Annotated in this window: 13 protein-coding genes, 1 tRNA gene and 1 pseudogene; 8 read left to right on the top strand and 7 right to left on the bottom strand. The window is 45.1% G+C overall.

The features are described from left to right. Nucleotides 1-407: 407 nt before the first annotated feature. The 6 genes and pseudogenes from QUB37_RS21845 to QUB37_RS21825 all read right to left on the bottom strand — a co-directional run bounded on the left by QUB37_RS21845 (nt 408) and on the right by QUB37_RS21825 (nt 7122). The gene (locus QUB37_RS21845; protein WP_333166019.1) at nt 408-2333 is read right to left on the bottom strand and encodes an alpha-amylase family glycosyl hydrolase; all 1926 of its coding nucleotides are present in this window, start codon (nt 2331-2333) and stop codon (nt 408-410) included. A 288-nt stretch (nt 2334-2621) separates the two neighbouring features. Further along, nucleotides 2622-3527 (bottom strand): annotated as a pseudogene (locus tag QUB37_RS21840) (Rpn family recombination-promoting nuclease/putative transposase). A gap of 790 nt (nt 3528-4317) precedes the next feature. Then, nucleotides 4318-5181, bottom strand: a complete 864-nt coding sequence (locus QUB37_RS21835; RefSeq protein WP_333166017.1) for an Npun_R2479 family HD domain-containing metalloprotein — start codon at nt 5179-5181, stop codon at nt 4318-4320. Between the two features lie 593 nt (nt 5182-5774). After that, complete coding sequence (locus tag QUB37_RS21830) at nt 5775-6743, bottom strand: RNA-guided endonuclease TnpB family protein (RefSeq protein ID WP_333166015.1); 969 nt, start codon at nt 6741-6743, stop codon at nt 5775-5777. A 35-nt stretch (nt 6744-6778) separates the two neighbouring features. After that, complete coding sequence (locus QUB37_RS29905; protein ID WP_445300049.1) at nt 6779-6913, bottom strand: Mo-dependent nitrogenase C-terminal domain-containing protein; 135 nt, start codon at nt 6911-6913, stop codon at nt 6779-6781. Then, nucleotides 6880-7122, bottom strand: a complete 243-nt coding sequence (locus QUB37_RS21825; RefSeq protein WP_333166012.1) for a hypothetical protein — start codon at nt 7120-7122, stop codon at nt 6880-6882. Before QUB37_RS21825 ends, QUB37_RS29905 begins: the two co-directional genes overlap by 34 nt. 324 nt (nt 7123-7446) lie before the next feature. Here QUB37_RS21825 and QUB37_RS21820 point away from each other — a divergent pair, with 324 nt between their 5' ends. Continuing rightward, the gene (locus QUB37_RS21820) at nt 7447-8262 is read left to right on the top strand and encodes a cobyrinic acid a,c-diamide synthase (RefSeq protein WP_333166010.1); all 816 of its coding nucleotides are present in this window, start codon (nt 7447-7449) and stop codon (nt 8260-8262) included. A gap of 156 nt (nt 8263-8418) precedes the next feature. Here the strand turns inward: QUB37_RS21820 and QUB37_RS21815 are convergent, their stop codons facing one another. Then, on the bottom strand, nt 8419-9462 hold the full coding sequence (locus tag QUB37_RS21815; protein ID WP_333166008.1) for an AI-2E family transporter: 1044 nt from the start codon (nt 9460-9462) through the stop codon (nt 8419-8421). Nucleotides 9463-10001: 539 nt separating this feature from the next. On the opposite strand from QUB37_RS21815, the gene gshA reads away from it, so the two are divergent. The 7 genes from gshA (at nt 10002) to QUB37_RS21780 (ending at nt 20755) form a co-directional block, all read left to right on the top strand. Beyond that, the gene (gshA, locus tag QUB37_RS21810; RefSeq protein ID WP_333166006.1) at nt 10002-11153 is read left to right on the top strand and encodes a glutamate--cysteine ligase; all 1152 of its coding nucleotides are present in this window, start codon (nt 10002-10004) and stop codon (nt 11151-11153) included. 237 nt (nt 11154-11390) lie between these two features. Beyond that, nucleotides 11391-11852: a tRNA (cytidine(34)-2'-O)-methyltransferase gene (locus QUB37_RS21805; RefSeq protein WP_333166003.1), complete on the top strand. Its 462-nt coding sequence runs from the start codon at nt 11391-11393 to the stop codon at nt 11850-11852. 582 nt (nt 11853-12434) lie between these two features. Beyond that, the gene (locus QUB37_RS21800; RefSeq protein WP_333166002.1) at nt 12435-14909 is read left to right on the top strand and encodes a peptidoglycan DD-metalloendopeptidase family protein; all 2475 of its coding nucleotides are present in this window, start codon (nt 12435-12437) and stop codon (nt 14907-14909) included. 138 nt (nt 14910-15047) lie between these two features. Further along, nucleotides 15048-15120, top strand: a tRNA-Met gene (locus tag QUB37_RS21795). A gap of 126 nt (nt 15121-15246) precedes the next feature. Further along, nucleotides 15247-15846 (top strand): peroxiredoxin, encoded by a 600-nt coding sequence (locus QUB37_RS21790; RefSeq protein WP_190663488.1) that lies wholly within the window; start codon nt 15247-15249, stop codon nt 15844-15846. 105 nt (nt 15847-15951) lie between these two features. Beyond that, on the top strand, nt 15952-16491 hold the full coding sequence (locus tag QUB37_RS21785; RefSeq protein WP_333165999.1) for a redoxin domain-containing protein: 540 nt from the start codon (nt 15952-15954) through the stop codon (nt 16489-16491). Between the two features lie 214 nt (nt 16492-16705). Next, entirely contained in the window at nt 16706-20755 is a 4050-nt protein-coding gene (locus QUB37_RS21780; protein WP_333165998.1) for a hypothetical protein, read from the top strand. The last annotated feature ends 84 nt before the right edge of the window (nt 20756-20839 follow it).

Raw genomic sequence — 20839 nt, 5'->3', positions numbered from 1 at the left:
TCAACGAAAGTGGATTGATATCTCGAAGTAAAAACATATAAAACCTCTTTGAACACAACTTAATATTTTTTATTATATCATATTAGTTGTTTATGGAATTAATTTTGTTTGACTACTTAATAAAACTTTAGGGTGCGCCGAAGCGCACCACAACTCACGCCTGGAGGATGCACAATGCACACCTTACTGCTATAGAGAAAAAGCCAAACTCTTTATTACCTAAGTCATATTTAAAAAGTAAGGAATTATGAGGTGCATTTAATAATTAAATCTCACAGCAGTTACGTACCTACTAAATAAACCGGGTTTTAAAAAGATAATCGAAAGCCTTAAGGAAGTATTTTCGTTCATCAAACCCGGTTTATGTGCCTAAAACGGTTTCACTCAAAACTCACAAATCAAAACTATTAAGACTCCCGTCCACTCGCCCACTTATCCCGCCATTTCACAGTCCCTTCCGAAACTAAAACCCAGCGGCGACAAACCAGATTTTCTCGCAGCGGCGACATTCCTTCCCGTAGCAGCGCATACTTATAAGAAATCAGCTTCCCCGCACTTTCATTAAAAGGAATTTCCCCAAACCAAGTATTAGTATTGATATACTCCAACGGGTAGCCCTTACTAATATCCCAATTCCCCAATTCAGGACAATCTCCAATCACCACAATTCTTTCCCCAGGCTGAGTTCTAACGCTGTTAAGCTGCGCCCGCACAATAGTTGTCGCCTTAACTCGCTCTCCGACGCGGCTAAAAATCATTACTTCCCGCGCACCCAACTCTAAATTGTACAGCATCCCATCTTTAACTTCAAACTTGCGGCGCGATAAAACCTCCGTATGCTCTCCATCAGGCAGCTCAGTATCAACCTCTTCAATTGTAACAGGATTGCCACGATTCATCGCAACAAACACCACAGAATCGCGATAGCGGCGCACGTAACAATAAACATCAGGAGTTAGATATTTTTGCCACTGACTCCCCATCGAAATAGCTGGATTCAGCCGTCGCAATCCCGACAGCAACCGCACCTCTCGGTAAATCGCCGAATCACTATCCCACTTTTCCATCATCGGGCGGTTGTAAGGGTCATTTCCCCCATCTGTATCATCGTGCAGATACTGTTCGGTGCCGTAATAAATGCAGGGAATGCCGCGAGTCGTCATAATTAAACCTATCGCCAACAGCAGCATTTCAGGATCGGGATTCAACGACTGAAACCTCGGCATATCGTGGTTGTCAATAAAAGTAATCAACTCCGTCGCCCCGTAGTAGCGGTGATCCAAATTCAAGACATCTTGGACTAACTTAAATCCTGCCTCGGCACCCTTCCCCAATACGTCTCGAATTGCCACGCACAGACCAAAATCTAAAATAGTCATCCCCGACTCGTTGACAAATTCCACAGAACGATCGTTTCTAGGGTCGCTGTAAATCCATTCGCCAAAAATGAAAACATCAGGTCTGTGTGTTAAAATGTCAGCATTAAATTCCTGCCAAAACCAAATAGGCATATGCTTGACTGTATCAACCCGCAAAGCATCAACACCTCTGTCGAGCCATTGTTTAATTGCTGACTTAATGTAATTCCGGTAGGCAATATTATTTTCGTTGAAAGTTGCTAAACCCGACAGTTCGCAGTTTTGGACTTGCCATTCATCTTCCCAGTTTGTGACTTCGCCGTAGTGGTGATACCAGTCATCTTCATCGTCGTTAAAGTCAGCTATTTTTACGCCGTCGTCGTAGAGTTCCCCTTTTTTACCGCTAAAATCTGGGTTGCTGTGATTGCAGACAATATCGAGCACGAGTTTCATGTTTCGCTGGTGCAACTCGTATACTAATTTGTCAAATACTGTATCTTTACTTTCTTGTGTTTGGTTAATAGAAGGATTGTCGCCTGTGGCAATAAAGCGGGGATTTAGTCGCTTGAAATCTTTAGTCCAGTAGCCGTGAATTGCAGCTTGTTCGACAAATAATGCTTCAACTTGCTCGAACAGTGGAGTCAGCCAAACTGCGGTAACTCCCATATCTTTTAAGTAATCGAGTTTGTCGATAACTCCCTGCAAGTCGCCGCCCCAATATTTGCCCCAATCTTTCCCTTCTGGATCGTAAAGTTCTGGATTGGGGCCTTCGTTATTTGCGGGGTCGCCGTCGTAAAACCGATCGACTACAATGAAATAAATTGTTTCTTGTCGGAATTCAATATCTCTGGTGTAAAGGAACTCTAAATCGATTTCGATTTCTGCCTTAACTTCTTCTACCAGAGACTCAATTTTTTCTTCTGGTTCGCTAACTTCGTATTGAGAGGAAGTTTGATTGGGAGTGACTGATGTCATGAGATGTATTTTTTTATATTGTAAGATTGGTCAGTTATTCGGAGCTAGAGTCGGAGATAGCTTTCCCCTATAACTGACTTTTACAGCATCATACGGAATTTACTGGTTTAATGAAATCTTCCTTTAGACTGAGGGCAGACTCATCCTTGAGCATTAAGTGGATGAGAGTTAATGTTTAGCGTAATTCTCAATCCAAGAGGCAAACCCTCAAAAACCTACGCTACTAGGCTCAGCCTGGTAACGAGAAAAGGTGCACTACTTATGCGATCGTACTTTTTCCCTTCCTTTCTATTCCTTCCGCAAGTTTTGGATATCTTCAACGCTCAAACCAGTAGTTTGACTAATGGTTTGATTGTCAAGGACATTCAGAAGTTGCCTAGCAATTTCTAGAGCCTTTTCTCTCATTCCTAGCGCGACTCCTTCTTCTCTACCTTGTTCTCTACCTTCTGCGATGCCTTGTTCTCTGCCTTGTGCGATGCCTTTTTCAATTCCATTGAGCAAGACACCCTGCTGATCGAGAATAAACATTTCGCGTTCTTCTAAATCTGCCAACTCCTCTGGATTCAAATTAGTTTCACTGGCAATCGCAAAGGCTTGCTGTATTTCCGATACTGTTTCCTTTGTTGACGGCACTATTTCCAAGCTGGGAGCATTTTTCATAAAATAAATCCACTTCTCAGTCAAAGTTTCTAAAGTATCTAATTGTTTATTAAATTTGGGCAATTCTATAAATATCAGTTCAATCTCTGGATCGACATAATCAAATAAACGCTTTTTCTCCTTAAACACAAATTGAGGAATTACTTCTTGGTCATTTTCAAATATTTCAAAATCAGTAATTGTTAAAGCAATTACAGGTTTTAACTTAAAGTAACCTTGACCGCGAATCAGTTGAGTTTAGTAAGTTTTCGCAGCATTGTAAACCACCCGTTTCGCAAAAGATGCTACATTTAAAACTTGCATTTCGATAATTACAGTTGCGCCTCCTGCAAGCCTAGCTTTGACATCCAGGTAAGAGTCTTTGAGATACGGAACTCTCGATGCTAAATACGGGTCGATATTTTCTAGGTCGGCAATGGTGGGGTTCCCATCATAAATCATGGCATTGAGAAAGCTGATTAAAATTGGTTTGCTTTCGTTGGAGCCGAATATTTTTTTGAATGCAAACTCGATTTTGGGGTTAATGAATCTCACGGTCAATCTCTTTTAAAATGACTTACCTATTATTTTTACCCAGTGGGAAAATCGGTTATACCTGTTAGAATTAAGAGCTATATCGCGTGTTCCGCAACTCTCCAGGGTGGGCGACTTGCCAAAACGGGATATCGGATGCTCTATCCTAGCTTGAGCCGGGGAGTCCATCAGCGATTATTAGCGCTTTATATTCTATTCTGTCAAATCGACTTGTCTAATCTCTTGTAGCGTCAGATCCCAACATTGCGCGATTTGCTCATCGCTCAATCCTACTGCTTGCAAGCGTTGGATCGCTTCCATTTTCGCCCACTGCTTTCCCCGCAAAAAATCAGGCTACTCTTCTTGTGACGCGCAGATATTCAGTGAGCCGATTAAACAGCACTTTCCCCATACAAATGTACTAACAGTCCTAAAACTTTTACTCTACAAAGGATGCAACTGTTGATCTGAAAATTTGTACCCATTTATAAGCAATAGCTGACGCAGGCGATCGCGCTCAATTGTTGTAGATTCAATATAATTGCCGATCACAAACAGATATCACTCATCTACATGGGTACACAATTTTTTACTCCACCATTGAAACCTTTGTGCTTAGAGGCTTTTGAGCCTGTGTAAATATATTTGCAGGGGGAAGTTCAGATTTAAGTAAGCCGAGCTAAAAAAAAAGAATATCCAGAACCACGACTTCTTTAAGTGCTGCGGCGATATAAAAGAAGAGCATTTTACGTTTAATTAGAGCGACCTACTTATCCGAAAAAAAAGCGATCGCCGGACATCCGCCCAAACCCTAGCTAACTACAGCCACAGCAGACTCTGGAACCTGAGAATGCTCCACCCGGAACACATTGGCGCTCAGATTAGCAACCACTTGTTTCCCCTGCTGCGTCAGTTCCAAATAGCCGATCGCATCCTTCACATACCGATAAACCACATTCCAATAAAACTTCGGATAACCATCCCGCAACTCCCCCGGATTCTGATAGCCCAAAACCCGATTTTGCCCAATTTCCTCAAACTCGTAAAACAGCGCCGCAATCTTTTGCAAATATCGCGGATCACTCAACTGACCAATTAAATCAGCAGCACGAACTAAACCCGGATAATTTACAGTATCTTGATAATCTGCATCAGTAGGAACTGGGAAACGAGTCAGCTCAATATTATGCTTAACCAGCTCAGCGTCAATCAGTTTGTGACCGCCAAAACGCTCGTCAATAAACATTTTTCCGCGATCGACATGATAAGGCATCAAACTAGCATCCGTCGCCCCCGGAGGCAGCGTTAATTTCAGGGAGCCTATTCCCGTCGCATACATTCCCAAATCTGTTCTATCTTGCCGACAAACACCTTTAACATACCCGATATCGTGACATAGCAAAGCAATGTGGAAGTGCAGCCAATCTTCGCAAGAAACACCCCCTTCGCGGATGTGCTTCCCACCCAGAATTGCTTGTCCCACCAATGTCACTAAAATAGTGTGTTCGACATTATGGTAAAGAGCATCGCTATTAGCAATATTTTCTAAAGCCATACTCGCCACCCAAGCAATAATCTCGCCATAGTCAGATTTAAACCCGCCATAAGTGTGGCGGTAGCCTTCAATCAACCGATTGACAAAAGCCTTAATCAGCAGTTCAGTTGCGTTAAACATATTCACTTCCCTGAGCCCACGTAGATTATTAAATTATTTTTATAGTTGTTGTTTTTGCTGCTACCGTTTGATGTTATTTTTGGGTTAAGCGCCACGATGGATACCCACTCCTATCGAGAGGCATCCATTGATATTATCAACAATTATGGCTTAAATTATGGCTTTCGCAACTACCAGAGCGATAGATCCCATAAATAATTGAGATCAATGGGCGATCGAGGTATGACACCCCTCAATCAGTAGTACAGGGTTAGATCTTCGCCGCATACCTCAGTCGATTTTAGATTTTAGATTTACTCCACAGATACATCTGGGAGCTGGAACTAGGAGCTAAAATTTTGGGTTGCTCACTACTGCTTTGTAAAACTTATCTAAACTTATCTAAAGCCATCTTTAGACACAATTCGGAGTTTACTTCCTACGCTGTTGGGTAGACGGCTAATCCCAAGATAAGTAGGCTATCCCCCTGGCTGCCGAGGGGTCTCAGTTTAAAATGTTGATGCTGGCGTTGAAATCACGATCTAATAGAGATGCCACAAGCAGGACAGTCAAAAGTCCGAATGCTTAGTGGCATATCTTTTTTAGTGCCACAATTAGAAACAGGTTTTAGAACTAGGGAACCCTTGGTCTACCAGGACTAAAGTTGCTCCATACATTTTGCACTTGTAATAAAGTTGGCGCTTGAATTCGTAAAATCCTAAATCGGATATTGCCCCAGCCAGTTTGTGATTTGCCATTATACCTTTTATATTCAAGTCTTCAATCTTGATGAGCTTAAAAGTTTTAGCTAAATAAGTTGTTAACTTGTGAAGGAAATCTGAGCGAATACAAGCTATTTGGGCGTGAATTCTGCTAATTTTATTGTAGGTTTTCCACTGGTTATTGGAACCTTTTACCTGCTTGGACGCTTTTCGCTGTAAAGTGGCAAGCTTGGTTTTCGCTTGGTTCAAAGGTTTTGGTGCGTCAAAGACTTGCTGGTTTGACAGGGTGGCCGCATATTTAATACCTACATTGATTCCCACGGCTGCCTGAGATTGCTCAACTGGTAGACGTTCTGCATCAACACAGAATGATACAAACCAGCGACTTCCTTTTTTTGAGATAGTGAAAGTTTGAGACACGTAACCGCATTCTAGTGGCACGCGCGGCCGAAACGTTCCCAAGGTAGGCATCTTAATTGTGTTGCCAGCACTTAGCAGAACTTTCCCCTTGGATGAATCGACCCTAAAACATTGACCGTTTCGGCGACTGGCGAATTTTGGATGACCTGCTTTCCCCAAACGATATCGACTAAACGCATCTTTCAAGTCAATTAATGCGTTTTGGTAGACTCGGCTAGACAACTGGTTCATCCAAGCAAATTCAGGCTGTTTCTTGACGTGCTTGGTGAGAACTTTTTTGACTTCGTTGAGTACCTTCGAGTCTGTAAGTTTCCCCTCGCTATACATTTGAGTCCGCAAGCTTAACCCAAAATTAAATACTACGCGCCGGAATCCTGCGTGTTTTGCCATCAAAGTCGCTTCGTTGTTATTGAGTTTAAGCGCTCGTTTAACGGCCAACATAAAACTTCCTCAAGGGCGATTAACTATGGTTAATTTTAGCGAACTATTTGGCACTTAAGTTTTGCTATTGTCGGAAACTTGTATCTGTTCTGGCTGACCCCGCCCAAAAACGAGAGCGAGCGAAAGCTTAACCCAATTAATTCCTCATACACAGGATTAAGCTTGGACATAGGCGGTAGGTGGAAAAAATGGTGTCCCAATAACTAGATATCTCTCTCACAATGACACCGTGCGGGTATAAGTTGGCACACCACTGAGTTACTGGTGGCTCTCCCACTGCAATGCTATCGAGCCACTGTCGCACTGGTTGCAGGAGACGATCGCGAAAAGTTAAGTCTTGGGACTGATTTTCCGGGAAAATACTTGTAGTCAAGTTCATGATTTATCTCAGTAATCATTACTAACAAAAACTTAGAAATCACCCGATTTAATCCTCAACGAAACCCACTGTTGCTCCGGTGACGTGAAGAAGCTTTATGCGTGACACTCGTCGCCCCCAAATGTGATGCGAAGAGCTAGCGTTTGTGATTTAAAATTCGCTAAAGTGTGAGACAGATCACGCCCTGTGTTCCCTCCAGAATGTATATTTAGATAGATGGCAAGAAAATAAGACAGAATAACTTGCAGCCCTCCCTCGCAGCTCCCCTCTCCCATCATCTGCGATCTACTACTCTGTATACTTACTAATATAAGGTTTCAGGCAATGATTAAACAAAAACATAAATATGCCGACCTTGCTCAACTCCCCCACACAGATACCGTCTTCCAAAAACTCCCTGTAGAAGTTAAAGAGTGGGCCCAAAGCTTGCCTTGGAACCAACGGCGCTATGTCTTGTCCCTCTGCTACATATTGTGTGCATCTACTCCAGACTTGCAAGCAGAATTTTTAGATGATTATACAGCCGACGGTTTAGTCTCAAAAATGTTTGAAGATGTAGATACTCTACACAGAGTCAAAGAGTATTTAATCAGATTTCGAGTCAAAAAACAATTAAACGAATCAGATTTAAGAAGCTACATCAAACAATTTTATATCCACTCAGCTCAACAATCGCGCCGAGAAACTGATCAATATTTAGAATCTGCACTCCGCTTCGTCTTGAGTACAGAAGAACGTAATAATGTTTTTAACTACATTTTGGGCTTTGAATTTATTAAAATTGTGTTTCAAATGAGCTGGTTGCAACACGAAAGATTAGCGAGACTACAAAAAAATCAGTCGCAGTTTATTGAAACCTATATTAAGCCGATTCAACACGCACACAGAATTAATGGCATAATTCTCCCGAAAGATGAGAGAATCTTTTTTGCCAGACGCACCTATTACGTTCAACTACCTAACATTTCCTATAGAAGGCTTATTGAGTTAGTCATGGCAACTTTTACTACAGAAATGGTGAGTAATTGCGGATTTTCTATCAGTCGCCACTCTCAAGCTCTGCGTTTTGACTGCGATTACATTTATGATCCAGAACCAGAAGAAGAAAGATTTCCTACCGACTTGCAATTTATTCATTGATTTTAGGCAGTAAGGTGTACCCTACATTGCTGTTTTCTCTTTACTTTTAGTGTCGCTTTGGGTACAGGAGAGTTTTTGAAGCAGGGGACTTCTAGTCGGCAAGTTAGAATCGGATTTTGCAGCCGGATTTGATATAAAATAGGATGGCTGTATCAATTAACCTTCCGCTTGCATTTCTTCAATTTCAAACCAGCTAACTATCACTCCTGCTAGCGGAATAGCCAGAAATATGCCTAGAAACCCTGCTGCTCTCGCGCCTACTAACAGGGCAAAAAACACCACTACCGGATTCAGGTTAAGGGAATTTTGCATGAGTCTCGGCTGAATAAAGTTGTCTTGAATTTGCTGCAAAACAATGCAAGCTACCAATACTTTTAAAGCTAGCCACACATTTTGAGACAATACAATAAAACACACTAAGCTAATTCCTAGCGTCGCTCCGATTCCCGGAACTAAATCAAACAATCCGATAAGAAATGCTAAAATTAAAGGAAATCTCACATCTAACAGCAGGAAAATTACAAAGCTTGCTGTTGTCAAAAATAACATTAACAGGATTTGTGCCTGAAAAAATCCTAAAAAGTTTCTCTCTATTGTTACACTTAAACGCCTGTGCAGATGTCTGGGTATAAATTTTAGAACTAACAGCCACAGCCTCTCTCCATCAAGTAACATGAAAGAAGCCACTACCATAATTAATATTAAATTCAATAAATTGGTTAAAAATACTTGTAAAAAAGCAATACTCGAAACAACTCCAGCCAAAGCTTGATTTCGCAGTTGTTCCTCAATAACTCGTAGGTTAACTTGCAGGTTTCTCGCCCGCAGGAATGCTTCGATGCGCTCGGACAGAGGCGCCAGAGCATTCACAAATTCAGTCATGCTGTCAATTAATTGCTGCCCTTGAGATAAAAGAGTGACGCCTACAGTGACGGTGAGACCGCCAAAAACTAAAATGGTGAGCAGGACAACGAAGGCGACAGCTAAACTTCGCGGTAAAAATCTCTGGAGAGTTCGCACCGGATAGTTGAGCAAAAAAGCCACGAGAGCAGCAATCGTGAAAACCGCGACTGCTGTTTCAAAGTAAGCTAAAAGTTGCAGTCCAGCCCAACCTGAAGCAAATAAAAGCAAAAACCGGACTAAGGCTAAATTGCTTAGCATATTCCAAAAATTGGGAGGGGTTTTCTCTGGCTCTTTCACAGGGATTTTTAGGGGTTAATAATAGCTCAAAAATATTGCAGAGTCCTCTTTTAGGATCGCACCCAAGATATATCAGCGGCTATCCCCCTCAAGGCAGAAAACAGATGTCGAAGGAAGAAGGAATAGGCGAGAAGGAATAGGGGAGGAGGAATAGGGAAAAGAGAAGAAGGAAGACAGGAGAAGGAAGAAGCTAGAAGAAAGAAAGGCAGTAGGCAATGCTTTCTCAGTTGTGTCTGAGCCAGGGGAGGGTTCTCTTCACCATAGGTGCGATCGTAACCAATGACGAATGAAATACGCCCGCGATCGAACAAACAGCGTTTTTGAGTCTAAAACCGCCTCGGAAACTCTTTGTGAGGGCAGTATTTGTCGCGGCAGCCCGATCGCAACTCACACACAAACGCTCAAACAAAGCGGGCGCCGAAAAACCCCGTTTCAGTGCCATTCGCGAAAAAATTCAACTCTGCCTCGTGGAAGATAGTATGAACAGGTCAATTTTTGGGATACTAGAAACTAGCACTCAACTTAGCTGAGGAATAAACGTGCTGCTATCAAAAGGCTTTGAAGTAGAAATGTATACCGGCACTCCCGAAGGTGAGGTTGTCGGTCTCTCCGATCGCATAGTTGCCGATCTAGAGGGATTTGTGCGGGAGCCTGATAGCCGCAATGTGGAGTACACGACCGCCCCGCTGTCGAGCTACGATCGCCTGCTGTGCGCCTTAGTCAAGCCGCGAGTCCGGCTGCGCGAGTATCTCAAACAATTGGGCGACTATACCTTGCTGCCGGGAAGTACCTTGTCTCTGGGGGGGAGCGATCGATTTTACAGATCCGATCCCAACAACCCCTACCACACCTACATCGAGCAAACCTACGGCACCAAAGTCGTCACTGCCAGCATTCACATCAACATCGGCATCTCCCAACCAGAAATGCTGATGCGCGCCATCCGCCTTGCCCGCGTCGAAGCACCGCTATACCTTGCCTTGAGCGCATCTTCCCCCTTCCTCGACGGCGAAGTCACGGGCTATCACTCCACTCGGTGGGGTTTGTTTCCCAAAACTCCCGCCATCGTCCCCCTGTTTGAAAGTCACAGACATTACATCCAGTGGACTGAAGAACAGCTAGAACTCGGTACTATGCAAAACGTCCGCCATTTGTGGTCTGCAGTGCGACCAAATGGCGATCGTCGCCCCTACTGTCTCAACCGCCTCGAACTGAGAATTTGCGACCTCGAAGTCAATCCTCTGGCTTTGTTAGCCATCACTGCCTTACTAGAAGCTCGCATTTGGCAGATGATGGAAGACCCCAGCTTAGACCCCTTAGAAGTCAGCACCTTACCGGCGGCCACCCGCAACCAAGACTTAGTTGCTCTCACAGACGCCAACGAAATTGCTGCATCCCGGCAAAGTTTGGATGCCGAACTTACCCACTGGCAAGACGGCAGAACTATTCTGGCACGAGATTGGATTGAGGAAATTTACCGCGAAGTGTGGCCTATAGCCAAAAAACGCGGCTTTAGTTGCTTTCTCTCGCCACTCAAAAAGATTCTCCGGGAAGGCAACACGGCCCAGCAGTGGTTGAAGCTACACGAGGGCGGTTCGGACACCCGCAGTATTATTCTGCAAGGGATTCAGGGGATGGCTCACCAAGAATGGGAGCTAGAAGACAACTTGTGCGCCCAGTTAGTTGCCTGAAGTACCCGCCGTTATAATAACGGGGGCTTTCACTAGCCCCCTGGCTATGCCTACTCAGCCAATACAAATAGCCCGAACCTCCATCTCAAAAGTTGCAGAGCGAGGCCCAAAAACGAATTAGAATATTTAATCAATAGAGCTCGACAAAGGTTATAAATAAAAGCTATAAGGTATATCTACCTGTGGGTAGTTTTATAAGTTTCCCAATAGTTGTATTTTTCGCTTTTAATTAGCTTCATGCCCCAACTTGTCTTGATTCACCCGCAAATCCCCCCGAATACTGGCAATATCGCCCGCACTTGCGCTGCCACAGGCACAGAACTGCATTTAGTGGGCCCGCTGGGGTTTGAAATTAGCGATCGCTACCTGAAACGGGCCGGCTTAGATTACTGGCCCTACGTCAATCTCCAGTGCCACGAAGACTTAGCGGCTTTTCTGGCCTATCGGCAGCAGCGCGGGGGACGAGCGATCGGATTCAGCACTGGCGGGCGATGCAATTACGCGCAATTCCAATTTCAGCCCAGCGACTGGCTGATGTTTGGCTCGGAAACTGTAGGGATTCCCCAATTCGTCTTGGATGCCTGCGAAGCCACAGTTTTTATTCCGATGAGCCAGCCTGGAGTCAGGAGTTTGAACCTCTCCGTCAGCGCCGCTGTGGGTTTATTTGAGGCAAAACGACAGTTGGGCGAGCTGGGATAAACCATTATCAACACATAAATATATAGATATTTAATACCTGCAGCAGGCTGCCAAATCTTCTTTTAAATATAAGAAATTTGTATCAAAGCGGTGAAAATCTAGATAGCCGACATTAATATATTTTATTCATTCAAAAACAGATTGTTATCAGCAACACCAAATGACTGCCAAGAGGATTCAGCAAAAAAAATAAATAATTTTAGCGATTTAGGGCGTCAGCGAACACCAGCTTAGGTCAGAACACTATATCTAGTAAATATACGGTTGTAGCCTGTCCGGAAATTAGCCTAAAGTCGGATAATAGGTAAGAGTTCAGAGCCTTACGGGAATGAAGATTTTATGTATTCGTTCCAGCTATTGCAGTGTAAGGCTTTCGGGGTTAATTGCAGCAGGTTAGACCGAGAATTTAAAAATTTCTGACGGTTTGAGCTTGTCTAAATTAAAAAAGCAAGGTAATCTGGCCTAAGCATGATAGCTGTCAACAATCAGAATATTTTTGCTTGTTGATTTAAATTCAGCGTCATGCGATCCCCTTGAGTGTTTCCAAGGACAGTTAGCGCTTCTCAGTAGGAGGTCGTTTTTTTGAAACGAACATATCCCCAAATTAAGCCTGTTCAGGCTAGTGAAATCGACAGAGACGGTTCTGCGGAACCATCCAAACAGACAACGCTCAGCACAGGCAGAGTTCGCTCTCTCGCCACGATCGGGCTGGCAATATCGGTAGGTGCTTCTGGCATCCTGCTACCGAGAAATGGAGACAGCGCTCGCGCGTCTGAACTCGCACCGACATCGGAATCCACCGCTGAAGTACAGCCAGTATCGGCCAACGGGTCCGTTACGTCCGCACAAGTTGACGGTTCCAGGGCCGAACAGCCCGGATCACCTTCTGAGCCGGTGACGGTTAAGGTGCAGGAGGGGCAAAGCCTTTGGGAGCTTTCTCGGGATTATGAAGTTGAACCGTTGGTACTAGCAACTGCCAACGACATCAAACCCGATACCATACTCCAAGTTGGCCAACAGCTCAGAATTCCGACTGCGACGGAAGCCACACCACAAGAGAACGCCGGCTATAGCACATCGGCTTCGCTAGATAGCGCAGCGACGGTCAATCCCGAACAAGAGTTAAATCTGACTGGCTCCGAGCCATTGGATAATGCAGCCATGACAGCGCTGCCATCAACCGCAGCGACCCCGCTGGTCACGACGGTGCCGGAACAAAGTTTGATCGAGATCCCGAATGCAGACGGGGCGATCGACAGTTTGAAAAAACAGGAAAACCGCACCACAGAATCGGGTCGAACGATGTTCGGGTCGGAGGGGGGAGCAAATTTATCTACATCTGCGGCATTTGTGCCGGAGTCAGCACCGACGCTGACCTCCCCCGGATATGCAACTGGGACAACTATTCCTGACCTTGATGCCACACCTGTAATTCCCAATTCCGGGGGAGGTCAAGCAGCATCGCCCGATCGAGCATTCGAGTCAATTGAACAGTCTTTGGCAACACCCAGTTTGCCCTCGGCTGTGCTAGTCCCCCCTGCAGGAAGTACCGCCGCGCCGGCTGAGGTTCTCTACAGCGTGCGTCCGGGAGATACGGTAGATGCGATCGCCAAAGGTCACGGCGTATCGCCCAAAGATCTGATCTCCGTCAACAAGCTCGGCAACCCCAACTTTCTGAATGTCAATCAACGGCTCAAAATTCCCCCAGTTGGGTTAAAAAATCCAGGGGTGCAGGCGGCAGCCTCTTATTCTGCCTCCAACTCTACATCTGTCTGGGCGGCAAGTTCGGTTCCCGCATCTTTGAACCCCAGCTCGTCTACCTCGGAAATAGCCGGTGCTGGCGTTGCCGCTCCCGCGCCCACAGTGCCTGTTGTCTCTCCCCTGGAGAACCTGGAAGGTCTGAACAATATTTCAGCGCCGATGGTTCCCCAAATTAACAGCATTCCGCTGACTCAAGTTTCCCAAACCATTAGCGATCCACGGAAGCTGGATCTTCAAGGCGAACCAACATTTACAGGTGCAGTTGACACCCGTGCCCTGCCCTCGCCAGCCAGTGCAACTGCTACCGCCATCGCTACGGGAGAATACCCGCAGCCGATCAGCTTCGTGGCAAATACTAGCGCCCAGGGTTCAAATGCCGATCCAACTAGCGCTTTACCCGAGTCGAATTCGGAGGCTCTCCCCAATGCAGAAGCTCTCAACCCTTATTCCGAACGCTTGAGAGCAGAAGTTGTCAGGCTGCGAGAGGAATATCGTGCCTCGCGCAATTCGATCGGCGCCAATGCGGTGTCCCTGGCTCCAAATGACGGGCCCTCGGTCAACCCGTCTGAGGATATGCCAAGTGTCAATCCATATCTCTACACCCCCGACTATACTGAGGCGGTGCAGAATGAAATCAGCAGACCGCCATCGAGGGCCTGGTCTGAGCAGGTTCAGAAGCAGCAGCAAGAGCGTTTAGACCCCGCTCGCGCAGCGGAACTGGAACCGATAAACCTGACGCCAACCTCTCCTGGGCAGCAGCCTATGGTAGCAACTGCTCCTTTGGGATCTGAGGGTTACGACCCCCTGAGCAACCCGTCTTTGGGACGCATGGTTTCTCCGGAACTGCCTCCGCTGTCGAACCCTGATACTTATCTGCCTAACGGCAAACAACAGTCGGCTAACGGGTTTATTTGGCCGTCTAAGGGCGTTCTTACTTCGGGCTACGGTTGGCGGTGGGGACGGATGCACAAAGGAATTGATATTGCAGGGCCGATCGGCACGCCAATTGTGGCAGCATCAGACGGGGTGGTTACCTATGCTCAGTGGAACGACGGCGGCTACGGGTATCTGGTGGAAATTACCCATCCTGACGGCACTGAGACTGTCTATGCCCACAACAGCCGAATTTTGGTGCAAAAAGGTCAGAGAGTTGCTCAAGGGGAACAGATCTCAGAAATGGGCAGCACGGGCTTCAGTACCGGGCCGCACTTGCACTTTGAAATTCATCCCGCCGGACAGGGTGCTATCAACCCAATGGCTTTACTGCCCGACGATGCGTCCAGCGCTTCTCGGTAACGACTGGTCGGAAGTTATGGGTTTTGAATGATTACCAAAACTCATAACTTTTACTGGAAGTTATTAGAAATAGTGTTGTTTGAAAACAAGACATAGCTAGCCCTACCGTGCTACGATAGTAAATCGTGAAGTAGATTTGGCTCAGTGGCGCAGTGGTTAGCGCAGGGGACTCATAAGCCCAAGGTCGCAGGTTCAAATCCCGCCTGAGCCATTATTTAATCAAAAAAACCGCGCTCTCAGTATTGAGAGCGTGTTTTTTTGGTTTTTCAAGAAGATACTTGTAGTCGTTATGAGTATGATATATTTGTAACAGTTCGTAAAAAAGGAAACAAAATTTATGACCAGTGAATGCCTCCGGGTTGGTCAAGCTGCACCCGATTTCGCCGCAACAGCCGTAGTGGATCAGGAATTCAAGACTGTTAAACTGTCAGACTATAAAGGCAAAAAGTATGTAGTCCTGTTCTTCTACCCCTTGGACTTCACCTTTGTGTGTCCGACTGAGATTACAGCATTTAGCGATCGCTTCGAGGACTTCAAGAAAATCGATACCGAAATCCTCGGCGTATCCGTTGACAGCGAATTCTCTCACCTCGCTTGGATACAAACAGACCGCAAGTCAGGCGGTGTTGGCGACCTCAACTATCCCTTAGTTGCTGACCTCAAAAAAACAATTAGTTCAGACTACAACGTCCTCGACCCAGAAGCAGGCGTTGCCCTCAGAGGTCTGTTCATCATCGACAAAGAAGGCATCATCCAACACTCTACTATTAACAATCTTGCCTTCGGCCGCAACGTGGATGAAACTCTCCGTACTCTGCAAGCTATCCAACACGTCCAGTCTCACCCCGATGAAGTTTGTCCCGCTGGCTGGCAGCCCGGTGACAAAACCATGACTCCCGATCCCGTCAAATCTAAGGTATTCTTTGCAGCGGTTTAAGCAGATGATATTTGTAGGGACACGGCAGTGTCGTGTCCCTACGCGCCGGGGCATTCATTTAACCGGATTTTTAATTAGCAATTAGCAATTACCCAATTAGGAAATATGCTGACTTCTACTAATTTTAGCGGCTTGTTAAATCAGCGGTTTTTCCAAAATTTATTGCCTGTTCCGGCAAGTAATGTTCTGAAGCTGGGACAGAGGACGCCAGATTTTGAATTGCCGGATATTAATAATGGCAAATTGGTGCGGCTGTCGAATTATCGGGGCGATAAACCGGTAATTCTGGCTTTTACGCGGATTTTTACAGAAAAGCAATATTGCCCTTTCTGTTTTCCTCACATTAAAGCTTTGAATGAAAACTGGGAAAAATTTGCCGATCGCAATATAGAATTATTGATGGTTGCCAGTACCGACGATCGCCAAAGCCAAATTGTGGTTAAAGATTTAGGCTTGAAAATGCCTCTGCTTTCTGATCCAGGCTGTCAAGTTTTTCGGGCTTATCAAGTCGGTCAGGCTTTAGGTGCTCCTTTGCCTGCTCAGTTTGTTTTGGATGCAGATGGAAAACTCCTCTTCAAACATTTGTTTTCTTTCATAGACCACAATGCTAGTGTGGACACTTTATTGAAATATGTCGATCGGTAAGGACACCGCTGCTGTGTCCTAATTTGGAGTTTTTCACCGCTGATGCACGCTGGTTTAGGCCCATCAGCGTTATTTTTTCACCGGTTGACACTGGTTGATACAGCTCTTTAGTTATAAATACTTATTGTGCCAATTGCGATGTCGGAATGTTGCCATATTCGCTCGACATTAATCTAGGCTATAGCTTGAAGGTACTTAGTACAAGTTTAAGCCAATGTCGTCTCCCAAAGATCGATCGAGCAAAATTGAATTGAGCATCTTAGCGTCGCATCCTGAGTTGTTGACAGGTTTAGATGCGTGGCTGCGGCTAGGTTTACTTTCGCCCGCTGAGGTTGAGGAATTGTGCCGACAGTATTTAGTCTGCCCAATCAGAGAGCCCGCTGTAGATTTTTCTGAAATTGAAAACCCGCGAGATCCTATTGCCGAGCCAAAAGTACCTGCCTTATCAACACCTCAAGCAGTACCTAGCAGCAGAGAAAGCCTTGCTAGGCCAACAGAAACTACTCAAACCCCTAATTTTATCGCTCAAATTTTGCACTCGCTAATGGCAGAAATTAGCGTGGTGTGGCTGTTGTTTTTAGGAGTGTTCATGGTAGTTGTCTCCTCTGGAGTCTTAGCTGCCAGTCAGTGGGAAAGATTTCCTGCCGCCGGACAATATGGAGTTTTGTTAGCTTATACTTTAACCTTTTGGGCGATTAGCAGTTGGGCAAACAGACAGCAGAATTTGCACTTGACTGCTCAAACTTTGCAAGAAGTGACGCTGTTGCTAGTGCCAATCAATTTTTGGGCAATGGATACTTTTGGATTGTGGCGGTATCCTTGGGATTGGGCGGTAGCAATCGCAGCGGCACTTATTTTGACTTGGATAACTGCCCGAATTATCAAATATCAATATCAAAGCTGTTCAGGAAAAAACATCACTCGATCGATCGCCCTAAATCACTTGGGATTGAGTTATTTGCACTCTTGGTGGGCATTGGCCGGCTTTGCCCTTACTGCGGTTTATGTGGGTACAGTAGGAACTGCTGCTATTACAGTTTATCAAGTTCAGCAACAACGATTGCAATCTACCCAACTTGGGGGAAATACTGAAACATTCCCCGCTGCTTTCAGTTTGAGCAGAGATTTTTTGACTTACAAAAAAGCAGCTTTAGTAGCTTATTCGTTAGGAATTTTACTGGGTCGAGCGATATTTGTCAAGGATGTAAATATCGCTGAAATGGGTTTAGCTTTGGCGATTTGTGGCGTGCTTTTAGCATGGCTGGATTGGCAGAACCCCCTCGCATCTAGGACTATTGAAAACAATATATCCGACCAGCCAAATCCCAGCAATTTTTTTTACTGGCAATTAGCGGGAGGGGGTTTGTTGGGTTTGGGATACCTAGTTTGTTTCCGCGACATTCCGCTACAGGCGATCGCAGTTAGCGGATTGGCTGTTTGGTTTTTTTATAACCGTTTAGTGCGGTTTTGGCAAGAGTTTGATTTGCTAATGCTAGAGGCGGTGGGACTTCAGAGTATTTGGCTGTTTTGGCGAGTGCTTCCTTTAGGGATTAAAACACAATTTGTTGCATTTTTAAGTCAGCTTACAAACTCTCAGGAAACTCCTTGGGCTTTTTGGAGTGTTCTGCTGTTGCCTTATCTAATTTTAATGGTAAGTGCGGCCGAGTTGCTCTACCGCAAGCGAAAGTTTCAACTTGCCAGTTTTGGCGAAAACATTGCTCTCGCTTTGGGGAGTGTTTTAACTGTTATTAGTTTTGTTAATCCGTTTTGGCGATCGCTCAATTTATTAGTCTCTACTTTAATTTTAGGTTGGATTACTTGGAAATACATAATTTCCGATAATTCCCGGCGAGTTTCGAGGCCGGCTTCTGCGGCTCAACAACAGGGAAATCCGGCAATTTTGGTTCCTGTAACTCACATTATGGGTTTAGGCGCGATCGCTTCGGCAATTGAGTTATTTTTCCCAAACCTGACACCCAATATTTGGTCAGCAATATTATTAATATTCATGGCGAGTGAATGGGGATTTTTTGTCTGGATGAAAGCGGCAAGTTTCCGAGAAAACTCTGCATTTTTTCGCTGGCATCCTGCATGGTTTCAAACTTCCTGGTATCTGGGCTTAGTATTAGCAGGATGCAGCTTTATATTGTTGCAAAATTATGTGATTGCGGGTACTGCCACTTATCGCCCTCAGTGGAGTTTGCTCTGGCTGGCGACTCCTTTGGCTTTGACTGCTGTTGCTAAATATACTGAGGCTGCTCACAAACAAGTTGCCAGTACCTTTAGTGCGATCGCCTTAATATTCGCACAATTTCTGATTTTTACTTTTCCGGGATATCGGTTAATTGGTTTTGGCTTTGCAGCCGTCTTAATGTTGGTCAATACTTACTATTTAGTAGAGCTACCAGCGGCTGTGATTGGAGTCGGGTTTGGCTTGAGTTTCGTAGCTGCGGCGATCGATCGATTAGGTTTTGTGTCGGGTTGGGATTGGGCAATTGCCGGGGCGATCGCTCTTTTGTGTCTGTGGTTGCTTCGCAGCATGATTGTTCGTTTTTCCAGCGGTTTACCTGAGCCTTCTCAATTAGGTGAACTTTACGATCGAGCTTTAGATGGGTGGGCCATCTTACTGGCAAGCTTGCTGTTAACAACTATTACTTTTTATTCCTATGAACTCTACGCAGGTAGTAGCTTAAGTTTCCTGCCCTCTGCTGAAGTTTTGGCTGCTATTTTGGTGATAATGGCTGCGATTATTTTCCGAAGTTTACGTCAGCTTTCCCCTCTGGCAATTTATGCCTTGGCTTGGAGTTTGGAGTTGTTAACAGCAGTCGGTTTGAGTTTTGTTGATCGCACGACGATTAATTTGGCAGTTGCTAATATCGCTCTCGGATTGTTTACTCAATTGTTGGGGGATTGGTGGAGGCGACGCCACCCCGATCGAACAAATTTACCTAGCATTCATTTTATACCTTTGGTTTACGGGGTATTGGGTTTAACTTTCCGATCGCACACTTTGACGAATTGGACTGGTTTAACTGTGTTGGGGGCGTCTTTAATTGCGATCGGCATTGGTAGGCGTGAGCCAGAATTCAAACCTTTGGTTTATTTAGGATTAATTGGCGTTTCCGTTGCTGCTTACGAATCGCTACTATATCAACTTTTTCAAACACCAGGAGGAGCTTTTGGAGATGGCTTAATTGTCCTGGCAACTCTCGGCACAACTTTAACATATATCTATCGCATTTTATCTCCTTGGCTCAGTAATTATTTACATTTAACTAATGCAGAGTTAAAAATCTTTGCTCACCTGCACTGGGTTTTGAGCAGTTTGCTGCTGATTTGGGCTTCTGCCGATGATATTAAGTCCGGCCTCAATTTAGGATTAGTCACTGGTGCTTTATTAGTTCAATACGCTTTCTTGCAAGGGCGAAATAACCTCGATCGCCAATGGGCAGAAATTTGGATTTACTTGGGTTGGCTAGAAGCCTTTGGCATCCGGCTTTACTGGATCAATACACCTTTAGTTAAGTATATTTCCGGGCCGCTGGGGCCTTGGAAAGTTGCCCTCGCTTCTCTATTAGCTTATTTCATTTACATTTTGCCTTGGGACAACTGGGGTTGGTCAAAAAAACCTTGGCAGGTAATTGCTTCGCTGATTCCAATAGTTACTATTTTGGAAAGTCCGGCTAAGTTTTATCCGATTAGCTTGCTGATAGCTGCTACCTTCTATTTTTTCCTGGCTTGGGAAAGGGAGGAAGCCCGTTTTACCTATGTGAGTGTGGCGATAATTGACTGGATAATGCTGCGGTGGTTCTGGCAAATAGGATTGACTCAGCCAGAGTTTTATGTTACTCCTTTAGGACTTTCTTTACTTTACATTACTCAGTTCGATGGCACTCTCAAATTACCAGCAGAAAAACCGCTGCGCCACACTCTGCGAATGCTCGCCACTGCGCTGATTTGCGGGATGCCTCTTTTTACTCAGCAAAGCCACGGTTTAGTTGCGGGGGCTTTTAGTCTGGCGGCTATTGCAGCGGGTTTGGCGTTGCGAGTTCGGGCGTTTTTGTTTGTGGGAACGGGAATTTTTTTAATCAATGTTTTCTATCAGTTGGTGGTTCTGATATTCGATTATCCGCTGATTAAATGGGCGATTGGTTTGGCTTTTGGGATTGTGTTTATCTGGATTGCTGCTACTTTTGAAACGAGGCGCGATCGCATTTCGGCTTTTGTACAGCATTGGGTTGGGCAATTGCAATCGTGGGATTAGATTCGTCGATTGTAAGGCGGGCAATGCCGACCCTACTAAACGACTACTGGTCGATATAGTATAATCACATTATTAAACCTGGGT

The sequence above is a fragment of the Microcoleus sp. AT3-A2 genome, from assembly GCF_036705685.1.
Classification (GTDB): Bacteria; Cyanobacteriota; Cyanobacteriia; order Cyanobacteriales; family Microcoleaceae; genus Microcoleus.
This window is presented reverse-complemented; position numbering and strand designations above follow the sequence as displayed.